Here is a 14,765-nt window from a genome sequence, read left to right as displayed (position 1 = left end):
TTTATCTCCGGTTGGCCGTGCGGCGGTTGGCGAGCAGGCCGTGGTTGTATGCCCAGGCGTAAAAGCTGTTTTCCAGTTGATCGAAGCTGTCGATCACAAAGAGCTCCTCCTGCATGTGCCAGATGTCGTAGGACTTGCTGGCGATCACATCCAGGTTGAACGGGAGTTTCTTGGGCCCACCCGAGAGGCTGTAGAGCACTTCCTTGGGCGAGGACAGGATGCCGGCGCCGTAGATGCGCAGGCCTGCCGGGTTATGGATCAAGCCGTATTCGACGGTGTACCAGTAGATACGTGGCAGCCAATCGCGGGCGGCAGGGTCGACCTCGGGGTTCTCGAAGGCGGCGACGCCGGCCTTGCCGAATTCCTCGAAGAAGGTACAGAAGCGCGGGTTGACCAGCAGCGGGGCATGGCCCAGCAGGTCGTGGAACATATCCGGGCTGGGGGTGTACTCGATCTCGTCCGGCCGGCGGATAAAGTCGGTCGAGGGAAAGATGCGTTCACTGAGGAGCTTGAAGAACTCGTAGTTGGGCACCAGGCCGTCCACCCGCATCAGCGTCCAGCCGCTCTGCTGCTGGATGCCATCGCTGATCTCGGCCAGGGTGGGGATATGATCGGCCGGGAAGCCGACGGCCTCCAACCCTTCCAGGAATTCATCGCAGGCGCGGCCAGGCAGCACACGCTGCTGGTTGGCGTAGAGCTGCGCCCAGGTGTTGTGCTCGATTTCGGTATAGCTCGGCACCTCCACCACGTGGATGTCGCGGTAGTCGGGAATGCAGTCATGCATGCCGCGCGGGGTGAGCACTGTGTCCATGATGTCGCTCCAGACCTGTCCTGCCAGGTTCAATTGATGGCGGAAGGATACGGAAGCCCCTGCGCAATGTGCTTGCGTAATGTCGCGCAAAGCAGCGCAGCATTGGCATAAAATGCCAAGACAACCGCATTCAGAGCACAGAAATGATCGAACTGGACAAGATCGACCTGAAAATCCTGGCGGCCCTGCAGGAAAACGGGCGGCTCAGCAACCTGGAACTGGCCGACGCCATCAACCTGTCTCCCTCCCCTACCCTGCGCCGGCTCAAGCGGCTGGAGCAGGAAGGCGTGGTGGCCCGCTACGTGGCCCTGCTCGATCCATCCAAGGTTGGACTGGGACTGGAGGCCTTCGTTCGGGTCATGCTGGACAAGCGTGAACGGCAATTCGCCGCCTTTGCCCAGGCAGTGCAAACCTGGCCCGAAGTCGTGGCCTGCCACGCGATGGCCGGTGAGATGGACTACCTGCTACGCGTGGTATTCGAAGACCTGAGCCATTTCTCACGCTTCGTCATGGATACCCTGCTGCAGCATCCCGGCGTGGTCGATGTGAAGTCTAGCTTCGTACTGCAGGCAATCAAGCAGACCACGGCCCTGCCGCTGGCCCATCTGGCAAAGCGAGGAGTAGCTTGATTCAGCCTTGCCGCAGCAAGGCCAGGCGGCAGATGCGGTCGCACAACTCGGGGAATGATATCCCCACCGCCGCGGCCGACTGTGGCAACAGGCTGGTGGCAGTCATGCCCGGCAAGGTGTTGACCTCCAGCACCCAGAGCCTACCCTGCTCATCCAGCCGGAAGTCGGTGCGGCTGTAGCCATCGAGCTTGAGCGCCGCATGGGCCAATACAGCCAGGCGCTGCGCCTCGGCCGCGATGGCTGGCGATACGTCGGCCGGAAAGACCTCGCGTACCGCACCGGCTTGGTATTTGAGGCGATAGTCGAACACCTCGCCGCCAAGCAGTATCTCGCCCACAGCCAAAGGCTGGCCATCCAGCACCCCTACCGTCAGTTCGCGCCCGGCCACATAGCGTTCCAGCATGACCTCGCGGCCGTACTGTGCAGCCTTGTCAATCGCCGGCGCCAACTCTGCACGACTGCGGACGACCGTGAGCCCGACGGTTGAGCCCTGGGCATTGGGCTTGACTACCAACGGGTAGCCCAGCGCGTCACCCACTGCGGCAGGGTCCTGCGGCGCCATGCGCCATTCGGGCGTGGGGATGCCCGCGGCCAGGAAGAGCCGTTTGGCGATGTCCTTGTCCATGGCGAGGCCGCTGCCCAAGGGACCGCTGCCGGTATAGGCCAGGCCCGCCATCTCCAGCATGGTCTGTAAGGTGCCATCTTCGCCACTGCCACCATGCAGGGCCAGGAAGACCAAGTCCACCTCGGCCAGATCGCCAGCCCGGAACAAGGCACCACCGCCCTGGCGCACCAGGGCCAGGCTGTCGGTGTCCGGCGGCAAAGGAGCCACGCCGCTGGCCAGCAGCAGGGCCTCCTGTTCGGAAGACAACAGACCTTGCGAGGTCTCGAAGGCCAGCACTTCGTGGCCGCGGCTACGCAAGGCAGTGAGTACCTGCGCGCCACTGGCGAGGGAGACGTCGCGTTCTTCGCTGGTGCCGCCCATCAGCACCGCAATCTTCAAGGGTTGGGAGGTCATGGCAGGTCTGGCGGGTTAGGGGTAAGACGCCGCCCGCGGCAGGCGGGCGGCGGGAGATCAACGCGGTTGCAGGCCGGGGCGGCGGGAGACCGGTGCGCGCAGTGGACGCAGCGGCAGCTGGGAGGCTGGTTCGCCACGGCTGGTCACCAGGCCGGCCTCGGCCAGATGAGCCTGGCAGTCCTCCAGGGTATGACGGTAGACCTCGCTGGCCGGCAGCCAGGGGAAGTCACGCAGCTCGCCAGCCGGCTGCATACCGAGCTTGGCCAGTACCCGGCGGGAACCCAGATTGTCGGGCCGGACGATGGCATGGACTTCGCGTGCCCCCAGCCAGCGACGGGCCACGCCCAGGGCATAGCGGCCCAGCTCGGTGGCTAGGCCTTGCCCCCAGGCGGAGGGGCGCAGGCGGTAGCCCAGGTTGAGCCGCTTCTCGCCGCCATAATCGCGCCAGGACAAGCCACCCACGCCGACTACCGTTTCCGGCGCATCCTTGAGCGCCACGATCCATAGACCAAAACCGTGCTGGGCCCAGTGGATATGCCAGCGCCACACGAGGTCGGCAGCGGCGTCGCGGTCACGCAGCGGGCCAGCCGGGTTGTGCCGATTGGTTTCCGGGTCGCCAAAGATCTCGAACACCGCCTCACGGTCGGCCTCAGTCGGCGCACGCAGGATCAGGCGTTCGGTCTGCAGTTCGGCGGGGATATCGATGCGGCGCATGGCGGGTTCCTGTAGTCGGCGGCTGTCTGATCAGCGTTGGTGCCATTCTGTAGCCATGCAGCTCTCATCGGAATACGATAACTGCTTATAGTTTTTATAAGTCTGACTTATGTCTTTGATGCTCAGTGATCTGGAGTTGCTGCTGGACGTGGCCGAGCGTGGCAGCTTCAGCCAAGCCGCCGCTGCGCGTGGCTGGTCGCAACCGCAGGTCAGCCAGCGCATCGCCCAGCTGGAGGCGGCACTCGGTACGCAGCTGTTCCAGCGCCATCGCCGCGGCGCGGTTGCCACCGCAGCCTGCGAGCGTTACCTCGAATCGGTCCGGCGTGCACTCGGCGAGCTCAATAGCGGCCGGCTGGCCATCCAGGGCGCGCCGGCCTTGCCGGAGGCTCGGGTCGGTTGCCCGCCTTCGCTGGCTTCGCTGGTCTTCAGCCCCTTGGTGGCTGCGCTGGCTGAGGCGCCCATCGAGCTGTTCTGCCATACCGACCACTCGCCGGAGCTGATGGAGCGGGTACTGAGCGGTCGGCTCAAGGTGGCCTTTGTGCTCAACCGCCCCACCATTACCGGCATCCAGCTGGAAATACTGGCCCAGTCCCCCATCGTCGCCTTGGTGGCCGCCGACCACCCCTTGGCCGAGGCCGGCCCCTTACCGCTCAAAGCCATTGCCGATGCACGCATCTCGCCCCAATGGTGGGGCAGTGATGCCGAGGCGCTGGTTCAGCTGCTGCGCCAATACCGCCGTGCCCCTCTGCCCTTGCACACCAACCAGCCAGCCACCACGGCCTGCGAACTGGCGCTGGAGCACGGCTTTATCGTCTTTATGCCGGCCATTGCCGCACTGCGCGAACTCCGTGCCGGCAAACTCAAGCAACTGGAGCTGGAAGACCTGCCAGACTGGTACTGGGAGGTGATGATGGCCTACCGCGCCGGCAAGCGACCGGATGAGAGCCGCGACGCCGTGCTGACCGCCGCCCGCGCCCTGGGTGAACACTGGCGACAAGCCTTGCTGGAACTGGGAGTCGCGGCATGAGCCAGACCCAGCCCGATGCCCTCCTGGCAGGCGCCACCGGCCGTACCGGTGAGGCCCTGCTCAATGCCCTGCTGGCCAGCGGCCGCTATGGCCGCGTCCATCAGTTGACCAACCGCGAGCAGGTAAGCAGCCACCGTGGCCTGGAGTACTGGCAGCTGCCCGAACCACTGAGCGCCGAGACCTTGCAACACGCGAACGCTCCTGCGGTACGGGATGTCTACATCATGAGCTTTGCCGACCGGTTGCACTCCCAGCGCGACAAGGCCGTGCATACCGTGCCCGCCGAGCTTGCGGAAGCGCTGGCGGCGGCCGCCGCCAAGGCCGGTGCGGAACGGCTGTTTATCGTCTGCCCGCTGACGGCCACCGAGCAGATGTCGAGCTTCCAGCATTTCTATGCCGGGGCCGAGACTACGCTGAACCTTGCCCGGCTGCCCTACCGACGGGTCGCCATCCTGCTACCAACCGAGGCGGCCACCGCCCCACCGGCCCAAGGTTTCTGGCCCAAGTTGCGCCATGCCTATCTGTCGCAATTCCGCCTCATGTTGCCGCAGAGCACCGCCCCCTTCACCCCGGGCCGCTTCTGCGAGGCCGTGCTGCGCGTGGCGGAGCAAGGCGGGAGCGGCATGCAGGTGTATGGTGCGACTGCACTGCATGCCTTGCTCAAGACCAAGTAACCTGCCCAAACATCGGCTCAAAGGAGGTTGCAGCCTATCCGCCGGCTCACGTCAGCGAGCCGGGGGCCATGGGGGCCCGGGCAAAAAAGCGAGGGCACATCGATTTTTTGGCTGACTTGATGCGCCCGCCCCGGCCGGGCGGAGCGATGTCAGTCCAGACTTCAATGCGCTTGAAATTTACCCAGCAAGCGCTTGGTTTTTTGACGAAAATAGCTGCAATCCCGCATCATTACTCGATTTACTTCCCGCGGCGCACCCGACGCCGATAACAACAGCGAGGACACACCCCGTGGAACGCGAATTCATGGAATACGACGTGGTGATCGTCGGCGCCGGCCCTGCCGGCCTGAGCGCCGCGATTCGCCTCAAGCAGCAGGCCGCCGAAAAAGGCACCGAGGTCAGCGTCTGCGTACTGGAAAAGGGCTCCGAAGTCGGTGCCCATATTCTCTCCGGCGCGGTCATCGACCCCATCGCCATGAACGAGCTGTTCCCAGACTGGAAGGAACGCGGTGCACCACTCAACGTGCCGGTGACCGAGGACAAGTTCCTGGTCCTGGAAGCGGACGAGAGCTACCGCATCCCCAACTTCCTGTTGCCGCCGCTGATGAACAACCACGGCAACTACATCGTCAGCCTGGGCAATGTCTGCCGTTGGCTGGCCACCCAGGCCGAAGAACTGGGCGTGGAGATCTACCCCGGCTTTGCCGCCGCCGAGGTGCTCTACCATCCGGATGGCTCGGTCAAGGGTGTGGCCACCGGCGACATGGGCATTGCCAAGGATGGCAGCCACAAGCCCGAGTACGCCCGTGGCATGGAGCTGCATGCCAAGTACACCCTGATCGCCGAGGGCGTCCGCGGCTCGCTGGCCAAGGAGCTGCAAGCCCGCTTTGACCTGCGCGATGGCGTGGACCCGCAGAAGTTCGGCATCGGCATCAAGGAACTGTGGAAGGTCGACCCCAAGCAGCACAAGCCCGGCCTCGTCATGCATTCGCAAGGCTGGCCGCTCGATAGCAGCACCGGTGGCGGTTCCTTCCTCTATCACCTGGACGACAACCAGGTGGTGGTGGGCTTCGTGGTGCATCTCAACTACGAGAATCCCTACCTCAGCCCCTACGACGAATTCCAACGCTTCAAGACCCACCCGGCGATCCGAGGCACCTTCGAGGGCGGCAAGCGCATCGCCTACGGTGCCCGCGCCATCAACGAGGGCGGCCTGCAGTCCATCCCCAAGTTGACCTTCCCCGGCGGCGCCCTGATCGGCTGCTCGGCCGGCTTTGTGAACGTGCCGCGCATCAAGGGCAGCCACAATGCCATGAAGAGCGGCATGCTGGCCGCCGAGGCCGCCTTCGAGGCCCTCTCGGCCGGTCGTGGCGGTCACGACGAACTCGCCAACTACCCAGAGAAGCTGCGCCAGTCCTGGGTCTGGGATGACCTCGACAAGGTCCGCAACATCAAGCCAGCCATCAGCAAGTTCGGCCTCTGGGGCGGTACCATCTACGGTGGCTTTGACATGTGGTGCCATTCGCTGGGCATCCGCCTGCCGTGGACCTTCCACCACAGCAAGGCCGACAACCAGACCCTCAAGCCGGCGGACGAGTGCGATCCTATCGCCTACCCCAAGCCAGACGGCAAGGTCAGCTTCGACAAACTGAGCTCGGTGTTTATCTCCAACACCAACCACGAGGAAGACCAACCCAGCCATCTGCGGCTCAAGGACACCAGCGTGCCGGTCCAGCTCAACTGGAAGGTCTACGCCGGCCCCGAGCAGCGCTTCTGCCCGGCCGGGGTGTATGAATACGTCGGCCTGGAAGAGAACCAGCCGCGCCTGCAGATCAACGCGCAGAACTGCGTGCACTGCAAGACCTGCGACATCAAGGACCCCAGCCAGAACATCAATTGGGTAGTGCCCGAGGGCGGCGGTGGTCCGAACTACCCCAATATGTAAGTAGCTTGAGGCACAAGAAGGCCGCGATTCCGATCGCGGCCTTTGTTTTTGGGCCAAGCCGGGCCCCTTGTTTGTTATGTTATAACATTTTATGATACGTTATAACGTAGTAGAAATCACAAACCACGGGGCCTTGCCCTGGCAGCAAGATGCCCCGCCCATCCCGGAGCCTCACCCATGCCCTATCGCCTTCCCGCCAACTGGCGGTTCTCCAGCCTCGTGCTCGCCGTTGCCGCTGCCTCGCCCGCCTGGGCAGACGATGGCCAGCCAGCCCAGGCTATCGTCATCACCGCAAACCCGCTGCGCAGCAACGAGATCAGCTCCCCCAGCAGCGTGCTGCAGGGCGACGCGCTGCTGCTGCGCCAGGCCTACAGCCTGGGCGCCGTGCTCGATGGTCTGCCCGGCGTCAGCAGTACATCGTTCGGCCCAGGTGCCAGCCGCCCCATCATCCGGGGGTTGGACGGCGACCGTATCCGCATCCTGCAGAACGGCGTCACGGCGCTCGATGCCTCGTCCTTGTCCTTTGACCATGCCGTCGCGCAGGACCCGTTCTCGGCCGAGCGTATCGAGGTGGTACGCGGCCCGGCCGCGCTGCTCTATGGCGGCAGCGCCATCGGTGGCGTCATCAACACCCTGGACAGGCGCATACCGCGCAACCCGATCGAGGGTGTCAACGGCCAGATCGACCTCAATGCAGGCGGTGCCGCCCGCGAACGCAACGCCGCCGTAGCGCTGGATGCCGGCAACGGCCAGTTCGCGCTGCATGCCGATGCTGCCTCGCGCGATGCAGGCCTCTTGCGCATTCCCGGCTACGCCTGGACACCATCCCGCCGCGCGCAGGCCGTGGGTGAAGAGGAGCAAGCCGCGGCTGCCGCCAAAGACACCCTGCCCAACAGCAACGGTCGTGCCATCAGCGGTGCCGTGGGTGCAAGCTGGACCTGGGCCGATGGCTATCTGGGCCTTTCCTATGCCGATTACCAGGCCAACTATGGATCGGTGGCCGAAGCCGGCGTACGGCTCGACATGCATCAGCAGCATCTGGCCCTGGCTGGCGAGGTCCGTGCGCTGGCCGGTCCCATCCAGTCGGTGAAGTTCGACTTCAGCAATACCGACTATGAGCACAAGGAGATCGAGGACGGCGAGGTGGGTACCCGCTTTACCCACAAGGGCTACGAGGCCCGCATCGAAGCCCGCCACCGCCCGCTGGGCGAATTCAACGGCGTGATCGGCCTGCACACCAGCTCCACCCGCTTTGCCGCGCTCGGGGAGGAAGCCTTCGTGCCACAGACCGACAGCGACAGCCATGCCCTCTTCCTGCTTGAGGAGACGCCGCTGAGCCAGACCCTCAAGCTCAGCCTGGGCGGGCGTCTGGAAGCCACCCGGCATGCCCCGGATGGCCAGGGCAATACGCGCTTCGATGGCGCCTACGGCCGTCGTTATACCGCTGGCAGTTTCTCGCTGGGTCTGCTGGGCCAGTTGGGGCAGGGTTGGTCTTGGGCCGCCAACGCCAGCCGCACCGAGCGCGCCCCCACCTTCTATGAGCTTTACGCCAATGGTGAGCACGTGGCTACCGGCATCATCGAACGCGGCGACAACGCCGCCGGCAAAGAGAAGGCACGTTCGCTGGACCTGGCCCTACGCTACGCCCAGGGTGGTACCCGCGCCAGCATCGGCACCTACTACAGCCGCTTCGACAACTTCATCGCCCTCATGCCCACCGGCCGCTATTGCAGCAGCGAGGGCGAGGCGGACGTCTGCACGGACGACCCGGCAGCCGGCGTGGCCGAGTACCGCTACCAAGGGGTACCGGCCAGCCTGCACGGCATTGAGTTCGAAGGCAGCAGCAAGCTCGCCGCACTCGCCGGCAGTGGCGACTGGGCACTGGACTGGCAGGGTGACTACACCCGCGCCAGTAACCGCCTGAGCAGCGAACCGCTGCCCCGCATCGCGCCGCTGCGGCTGGCTGCGGGCGTGAGCTATGGTCTCGGTCCATGGAGTACCCGTTTGGGTGTGCAACACGCCGCTTCGCAGAGCCGGGTACCGGTGGGAGAGAACACCACCGAAGGCTATACCACGCTGAACCTGAGCCTGAGCTATCGCTTCAAGCTCAGTTCGGGCGAGTGGCTGGCCTATCTGCGCGGCGACAACCTCACCAATCAGGAAGTCCGCTACGCCAGCTCGCTGCTGCGAGACATCGCACCGCAAGGTGCGCGTGCCATCAAGGTCGGTTTGCGCGGCCAGTTCTAAAGCCGCCGGCAGACAAACAAAAAGCCCCGACCAGCGGGGCTTTTTGTTCGATGCGGTACGGAACGATCAGTAGGACCGTGCCGTGCCACCACCGGTACCGACCGCCACATATACGCCGGCACCGTTGAGCAGGTCGAGCACGGCTGCACTGCCGCCGGTGGTGCCCAGCGTCCAGGTGCCATTACCGGACCCGGTCAGGATGGTGCCGTTGGCACCACCGATGACGAACTGGCCGACTGCGTAGACCGCGTTCAGATCCTGCGTGGTTGGCACACTGTTGACCTGCCAGCTCATGGGCGCGGTCACCACATTACCCGAGGTGTCCTTGCCGCCGGTGATCACACTGGTACTGGTCAACACGGTACCGTTCTTGCCCACGACAACGAAGGTCGAGCCGTTGTAGTACACGCCACGCAGATCGGCAGTGACGCCGCTGGGCTGGGCCGTCCAGGTCTTGGCGTCCTGGCTGGTGAGGATGGTGCCGCCCTCGCCCACCACGATAAAGCCATTGGCGGTGTATTGCGCGTGGTACAGATTCTTGGTGGTACCCGAGGTCTGGGTGGTCCAGGCCGAGATATCCGGCGGGCTGGTAATGACGGTACCGCCGTTGCCGATCGCCAGATAGACACCGGCACCTGCACCACTGGTCAGGTGGTTCAGACGTTGGGTGACATTGGTCGGAACGGTGGAGACGGCCCAGTTGGTAGCGTCGCTGCTGGTCAGCAGCTTGCCGTCGTTGCCCATCACCATGAAGCGGACATTGTCGAAGAAGATGGTGGTCAGGTCAGCCGTGGTACCCGAGGTCAGCGCGGTCCAGTCCTTGCCGTTGGTGCTGCGCTGGATGGAGCCACCGTTGCCGACGGCCATGAAGTAGCCGCTATAGGCCAAACCGTTGAGATCGGTCGTGCCTGCCGTGCTGCCCAAGGTCCAGACGCCACCGGCCGGGCGTGGCACGGCCGGGATGGAGGCCGTCGCCGGGCCGGCACCGCTGCCATTCTTGGTTGCATTCATGAGAAAGGAGTAGGTCCTGCCGTTGGTCAAGCCGGTCAAGACGAAGGGCGAGTGCACCGGCCAGATCGCGCGTGCCTCGGGGAATTGGGCGTAGGTATCGGTTGTAATGGATGGCGCTGCCGCAGCAAAGATCCAATAGGTCAGCGAGGGGTCTTCGTCCCAGGTGATGGTGACCTGGCCTTCACCGGCCTGGACAGCAAAGTTCATGGGCGCCGCACCGGGCTTGGACTCGGAACCGCAGGCGCTCAGCGCCAGCAAGGAGGCCAGCAGCGCAACGCGCCACCAGGTCTTGAGTATGTTCAGAACCACTGCAAATCTTCCTTTCAGGTGAAACAGCCATCGACCGTCTGGCTTGCCGCCAGCGCACGTGGCAACGGGCGCCCGCCGGGTAGACAGGCACGGCGAACCTGCAACGGTCGCCATGATAAGCAATTGGAGTGTTGCAAGATATTGCCAATGGTATCGAATGTCGCATCGCTCGCGGGGGGTTTCGCGCGGGAAAATCGCGGCACAGCCATCGGCAAGGCATGCCATGCGTTTGAAATGTCAGGAATGTAGGTTCTCCGACGCACACTACGTAGTAGCCGCAGCTGAGCAATTACTCAGATGAATCAGTCACTTGGCCATCGACGCTGCGCGAGCACGCGTATTCCGACCGATAGATCGGGATTTCCCGCTCGGCCCGGCAGCCCGGCCGGCCTATAATTGAGCGCTACCTACCAAAGACGATGTCGGAGTTTGAGATGGATGAAGAACTGCGCAAGAGCGCACTCGAATATCACCAGTTTCCGAAGCCGGGCAAGATCCAGGTCGCCCCGACCAAGCCGCTGGCCAGCCAGCGCGACCTAGCCCTGGCCTATTCCCCTGGTGTTGCCGCTGCTTGTGACGCCATCGTTGAAGACCCGCTGAACGCCTTCAAGTACACCGCCCGTGGCAACCTGGTGGCCGTGATCTCCAACGGCACCGCCGTGCTGGGCCTGGGCGACATCGGCCCGCTGGCCGGCAAGCCGGTGATGGAAGGCAAGGGCGTACTGTTCAAGAAGTTCGCCGGTATCGACGTGTTCGATATCGAAGTGGACGAGAAAGACCCCGACAAGCTCGTGGATATCATCTGCGCGCTGGAACCTACCTTTGGCGGCATCAACCTTGAAGACATCAAGGCGCCGGAGTGCTTCTACGTCGAGCAGAAGTGTCGTGAGCGGATGAAGATTCCGGTCTTCCACGACGACCAGCATGGCACGGCCATCATCACCGCTTCGGCCGTGCTGAACGGCCTGCGCATTGTCGACAAGGACATCGGCCGCGTCCGCCTCGTCGTATCGGGTGCCGGTGCCGCTGCCATCGCCTGTCTGAACCTGCTGGTGCAGCTGGGCATGAACCCGGCCAACATCATCGCCTGCGATTCCAAGGGCGTGGTCCACACCGAGCGTGAAGACTGGGACCGTCTCGACGAATCCAAGAAGCGTTACGCGCAAAAGACCGACTTCCGCACCCTCAAGGATGCCATGGTCGGCGCCGACATCTTCCTCGGCCTGTCCGGTCCCAAGCTGGTGACCCAGGACATGGTGCGCAGCATGGCCAGCCATCCGCTGATCCTGGCGCTGGCCAACCCGGAACCGGAAATCCTGCCACCGCTGGCCAAGGAAGCCCGTCCGGACGCCATCATCTGCACCGGCCGTTCGGACTTCCCCAACCAGGTCAACAACGTCCTCTGCTTCCCCTTCATCTTCCGGGGTGCGCTGGACGTTGGTGCCACCACCATCAACGACGAGATGAAGCTCGCCTGCGTGCGCGCCATTGCCGACCTGGCGCTGGCGGAGCAGAGCGATATCGTGGCGGATGCCTATACCGGCCAGTCGCTGACCTTCGGTCCGGACTACATCATTCCCAAGCCCTTCGACCCACGCCTGATCGTCAAGATCGCGCCGGCCGTAGCGCAGGCCGCCATGGATTCGGGCGTGGCCACCCGCCCAATCGAGGACATGAACGCCTACCACGAGTCGCTGCTGCAATTCGTGTACAAGTCCAACCTCTTCATGAAGCCGGTGTTCACCGCCGCCAAGAAGGCCAAGACCCGCGTGGTCTATGCCGAAGGCGAGGACGAGCGCGTGCTGCATGCCGTGCAGGAGATCGTCGACCAGGGTCTGGCCCAGCCCATCCTGATCGGCCGTCCCAGCGTGATCGACATGCGCATTGAGAAGCTCGGCCTGCGTATCCGCCCGGGCGTGGATTTCGAACTCGTGAACAACGAGAACGACCCGCGCTACCGCGAGTACTGGAACGAGTACTACCAGCTGCGCAAGCGCCACGGCGTGAGCCAGGAGTTCGCCAAACGCGAGGTGCGCCGCAAGACCACCCTGATCGGTGCGCTGATGATGCGCCGTGGCGAAGCCGACGCAATGATCTGCGGCACCTACGGTCACTATCAGGACCACCTGGACTTCGTCTGCCAGACCATAGGCCGCAAGCCCGACACGCACACCTATGCCGCCATGAACGCGCTGATCCTGCCGCGCGGCAACGTGTTCATCACCGACACCTATGTGAACCAGAACCCGACCGCCGAAGAGGTGGCCGAGATCGCGCTGATGGCCGCCCAGGCCGTGCGCAACTTCGGCATTGCCCCCAAGGTGGCCTTGCTGAGCCACTCCAGCTTCGGTTCGGTGGATTCGCCCACTTCGCTGAAGATGCGCGAGGCCTTGTCGCTGCTGCAGGCTCGTGCACCGGAACTGGAAGTGGATGGCGAGATGCATGGTGACGCCGCGCTCTCCAGCCTGATCCGCAATATGGTGATGCCGGATTCGGCCCTCAAGGGCGAAGCCAATGTGCTGGTGATGCCGACGCTGGATGCCGCCAATATCTCCTTCAACCTCCTGAAGGTGAGTGCGGCCGACGGCGTGACCATCGGCCCCATCCTCTTGGGCGTCAGCAAGCCGGTGCATATCCTGACCCCGACCGCCTCGGTCCGCCGCATCGTCAACATGACCGCCCTGGCGGCCGTGGAAGCAGGACAGCAGTCGGCCTGAGTATCGGTCTGAGCTGCAAGACGCCCCGCCCACGCGGGGCGTTTTCATTTTCCGCGTTGCCGCAGGCCTTGGCCTTGCGGCATGCTAGCCCCCTACCCGTCCTACGCTCGCGCATGTCCACGCCGAAAATCGATCTCCGCCGCCTGATCCTGCTGCTCGCCCTGGGCTCGGTGGTCCTGACTCTGGCCAATACTTTCTATGCCAGCTATCTGGTTCAGCGCGACCTCCTGATCGCCAATACGCTGGAAGCCAACCGGGTCTACGCTGCCAAGTTGTCCGAAGCGACCGAGACCTATCTGGCCGGTACCATCCAGCAACTGGCCTACAGTGCCCAGCGCCTGCCTGCCCTGCTGGCCCAGCCGGATGCCTTGCAGCAGGAAGCAGACCGGCTGCACGGACAGACCCACAGCTTCAACTCTGTCGCAGTGATCGACGCCAAGGGCAAGATCCTGGCTACCTCGCCCGGCACCCTGCACATAGTAGGCACGACCACCGCCAGCCCCGGCGCTCAGGCAGCGCTGAAGGCGCGCGCACCGCTGATCAGTCCGCCCTACCGCTCGGTGACCGGGCGGCTGATCCTCTTCATCTCCCACCCCATCTTCGCTGCCGACGGCACCTTTCTCGGTTATGTCGGTGGCTCCATCTACCTGCACGAAACCAATATCCTGCACACCCTTTTGGGAGAGCACTTCTACCGCGACGGCTCCTATGTCTACGTAGTGGACCAGAGCGGCCGACTGATCTATCACAAGACCCCCCAGCGCATCGGCGAGCTGATCAACCGCAACAGCGTGGTCCAGGCGGTGATACGAGGCGAGAATGGCAGCCAGCGGGTCGTCAACACCCAAGGCACCGACATGCTGGCCGGCTACGCCTTCATGAAGAGTACCGGCTGGGGCGTGATTGCGCAGCGGCCGACAGAAGTCACGCTAGCCGATCTGCAACGCCTGATGTGGGTCACCCTGCGCAACTCCCTACCCCTGCTGGGTCTCTCGCTGCTATTTATCTGGTGGCTGTCCAAGCTGATCGCCCGGCCGCTTTGGCAACTGGCACGCAGTGCCGAACAGCTCGATGAGCAAGGCACCCAGGAGGCGATCGCCGGAGTCCGGTCTTGGTACTTTGAAGCCAGCCAGCTCAAGCGCGCCATGCTGCGCGGCTTGTCGCTGGTCAACCGCCGCATCAACCGCCTGAGCCACGAGACACTGACCGACGCACTGACCGGGCTCAGCAATCGGCGCGGCATGGACGCCGCCCTGGCGGTGCTGCAGGCAGAGGAACAAGCCTTCGCCGTGATCGCGATCGACCTCGACCATTTCAAGCAGGTCAACGACCGCTACGGCCACGATACCGGCGACCAGATACTCAAGCAGTTGGCCGAACTGATGCGGCGCAACTCCCGCCATGGCGACACGCTGGCGCGCCCAGGCGGCGAGGAATTCATGATGCTGCTGCCCGGCGCCACCATGGATACCGCGCAACAGGTGGCCCAACGTCTGCGGCTGGCCATGGCCAGCCAGGACAACGTGACCGGCAACGAGGTCACCATCTCGCTGGGTGTGGCGCACTGGCCCAGCAGCGACGACGACCTCGCCACGGTCATCAGAAAGGCCGACATCGCCCTTTATGAGGCCAAGCACCAGGGGCGCAACCGGGTGGCGGTGGC

At 64.1% G+C, this 14,765-nt stretch carries 11 protein-coding genes; 7 read left to right on the top strand and 4 right to left on the bottom strand.

The genetic code is table 11. From position 1 onward, the window contains the following. Nucleotide 1: 1 nt before the first annotated feature. Nucleotides 2-811 (bottom strand): phenylalanine 4-monooxygenase, encoded by an 810-nt coding sequence (locus tag VIM95_RS16690; RefSeq protein WP_331987973.1) that lies wholly within the window; start codon nt 809-811, stop codon nt 2-4. 143 nt (nt 812-954) lie between these two features. Here VIM95_RS16690 and VIM95_RS16685 point away from each other — a divergent pair, with 143 nt between their 5' ends. Then, nucleotides 955-1,440 carry an Lrp/AsnC family transcriptional regulator gene (locus tag VIM95_RS16685; RefSeq protein ID WP_331987971.1) on the top strand — a complete coding sequence of 162 codons (486 nt, stop codon included), beginning with the start codon at nt 955-957 and terminating at the stop codon, nt 1,438-1,440. Between the two features lies 1 nt (nt 1,441). Here VIM95_RS16685 and VIM95_RS16680 read toward each other — a convergent pair whose 3' ends face one another. Together VIM95_RS16680 and VIM95_RS16675 are read right to left on the bottom strand one after the other, a co-directional pair. After that, nucleotides 1,442-2,458, bottom strand: coding sequence for a D-alanine--D-alanine ligase (locus VIM95_RS16680; RefSeq protein WP_331987969.1), 1,017 nt, complete (start codon nt 2,456-2,458; stop codon nt 1,442-1,444). 57 nt (nt 2,459-2,515) lie between these two features. Further along, on the bottom strand, nt 2,516-3,172 hold the full coding sequence (locus VIM95_RS16675; protein WP_331987967.1) for a GNAT family N-acetyltransferase: 657 nt from the start codon (nt 3,170-3,172) through the stop codon (nt 2,516-2,518). A gap of 109 nt (nt 3,173-3,281) precedes the next feature. Here VIM95_RS16675 and VIM95_RS16670 point away from each other — a divergent pair, with 109 nt between their 5' ends. From VIM95_RS16670 to VIM95_RS16655, 4 genes are all read left to right on the top strand, one after another. Further along, nucleotides 3,282-4,199 carry a LysR family transcriptional regulator gene (locus VIM95_RS16670; protein ID WP_331987965.1) on the top strand — a complete coding sequence of 306 codons (918 nt, stop codon included), beginning with the start codon at nt 3,282-3,284 and terminating at the stop codon, nt 4,197-4,199. Further along, nucleotides 4,196-4,873 carry a hypothetical protein gene (locus tag VIM95_RS16665; protein ID WP_331987963.1) on the top strand — a complete coding sequence of 226 codons (678 nt, stop codon included), beginning with the start codon at nt 4,196-4,198 and terminating at the stop codon, nt 4,871-4,873. The genes VIM95_RS16670 and VIM95_RS16665 overlap by 4 nt, the downstream gene beginning before the upstream one ends. A 304-nt stretch (nt 4,874-5,177) precedes the next feature. After that, nucleotides 5,178-6,818: an electron transfer flavoprotein-ubiquinone oxidoreductase gene (locus VIM95_RS16660; RefSeq protein WP_331988087.1), complete on the top strand. Its 1,641-nt coding sequence runs from the start codon at nt 5,178-5,180 to the stop codon at nt 6,816-6,818. Nucleotides 6,819-6,995: 177 nt separating this feature from the next. After that, on the top strand, nt 6,996-9,065 hold the full coding sequence (locus tag VIM95_RS16655; protein WP_331987961.1) for a TonB-dependent receptor: 2,070 nt from the start codon (nt 6,996-6,998) through the stop codon (nt 9,063-9,065). A gap of 66 nt (nt 9,066-9,131) precedes the next feature. Here VIM95_RS16655 and VIM95_RS16650 read toward each other — a convergent pair whose 3' ends face one another. Continuing rightward, nucleotides 9,132-10,385 (bottom strand): hypothetical protein, encoded by a 1,254-nt coding sequence (locus VIM95_RS16650; RefSeq protein ID WP_331987959.1) that lies wholly within the window; start codon nt 10,383-10,385, stop codon nt 9,132-9,134. A 434-nt stretch (nt 10,386-10,819) separates the two neighbouring features. Here VIM95_RS16650 and VIM95_RS16645 point away from each other — a divergent pair, with 434 nt between their 5' ends. Then, nucleotides 10,820-13,102 carry an NADP-dependent malic enzyme gene (locus VIM95_RS16645; protein ID WP_331987957.1) on the top strand — a complete coding sequence of 761 codons (2,283 nt, stop codon included), beginning with the start codon at nt 10,820-10,822 and terminating at the stop codon, nt 13,100-13,102. Between the two features lie 113 nt (nt 13,103-13,215). Next, the coding region (locus tag VIM95_RS16640; protein WP_331987955.1) for a sensor domain-containing diguanylate cyclase at nt 13,216-14,765 on the top strand (1,550 nt) is incomplete at its 3' end.

Origin of the sequence: Chitinimonas sp., from assembly GCF_036568685.1 — a bacterium.
Classification (GTDB): domain Bacteria; phylum Pseudomonadota; class Gammaproteobacteria; order Burkholderiales; family Chitinimonadaceae; genus Chitinimonas.
The sequence above is the reverse complement of the archived record's forward strand: the minus strand, read 5'-3'. Positions and strand labels throughout refer to the sequence as shown.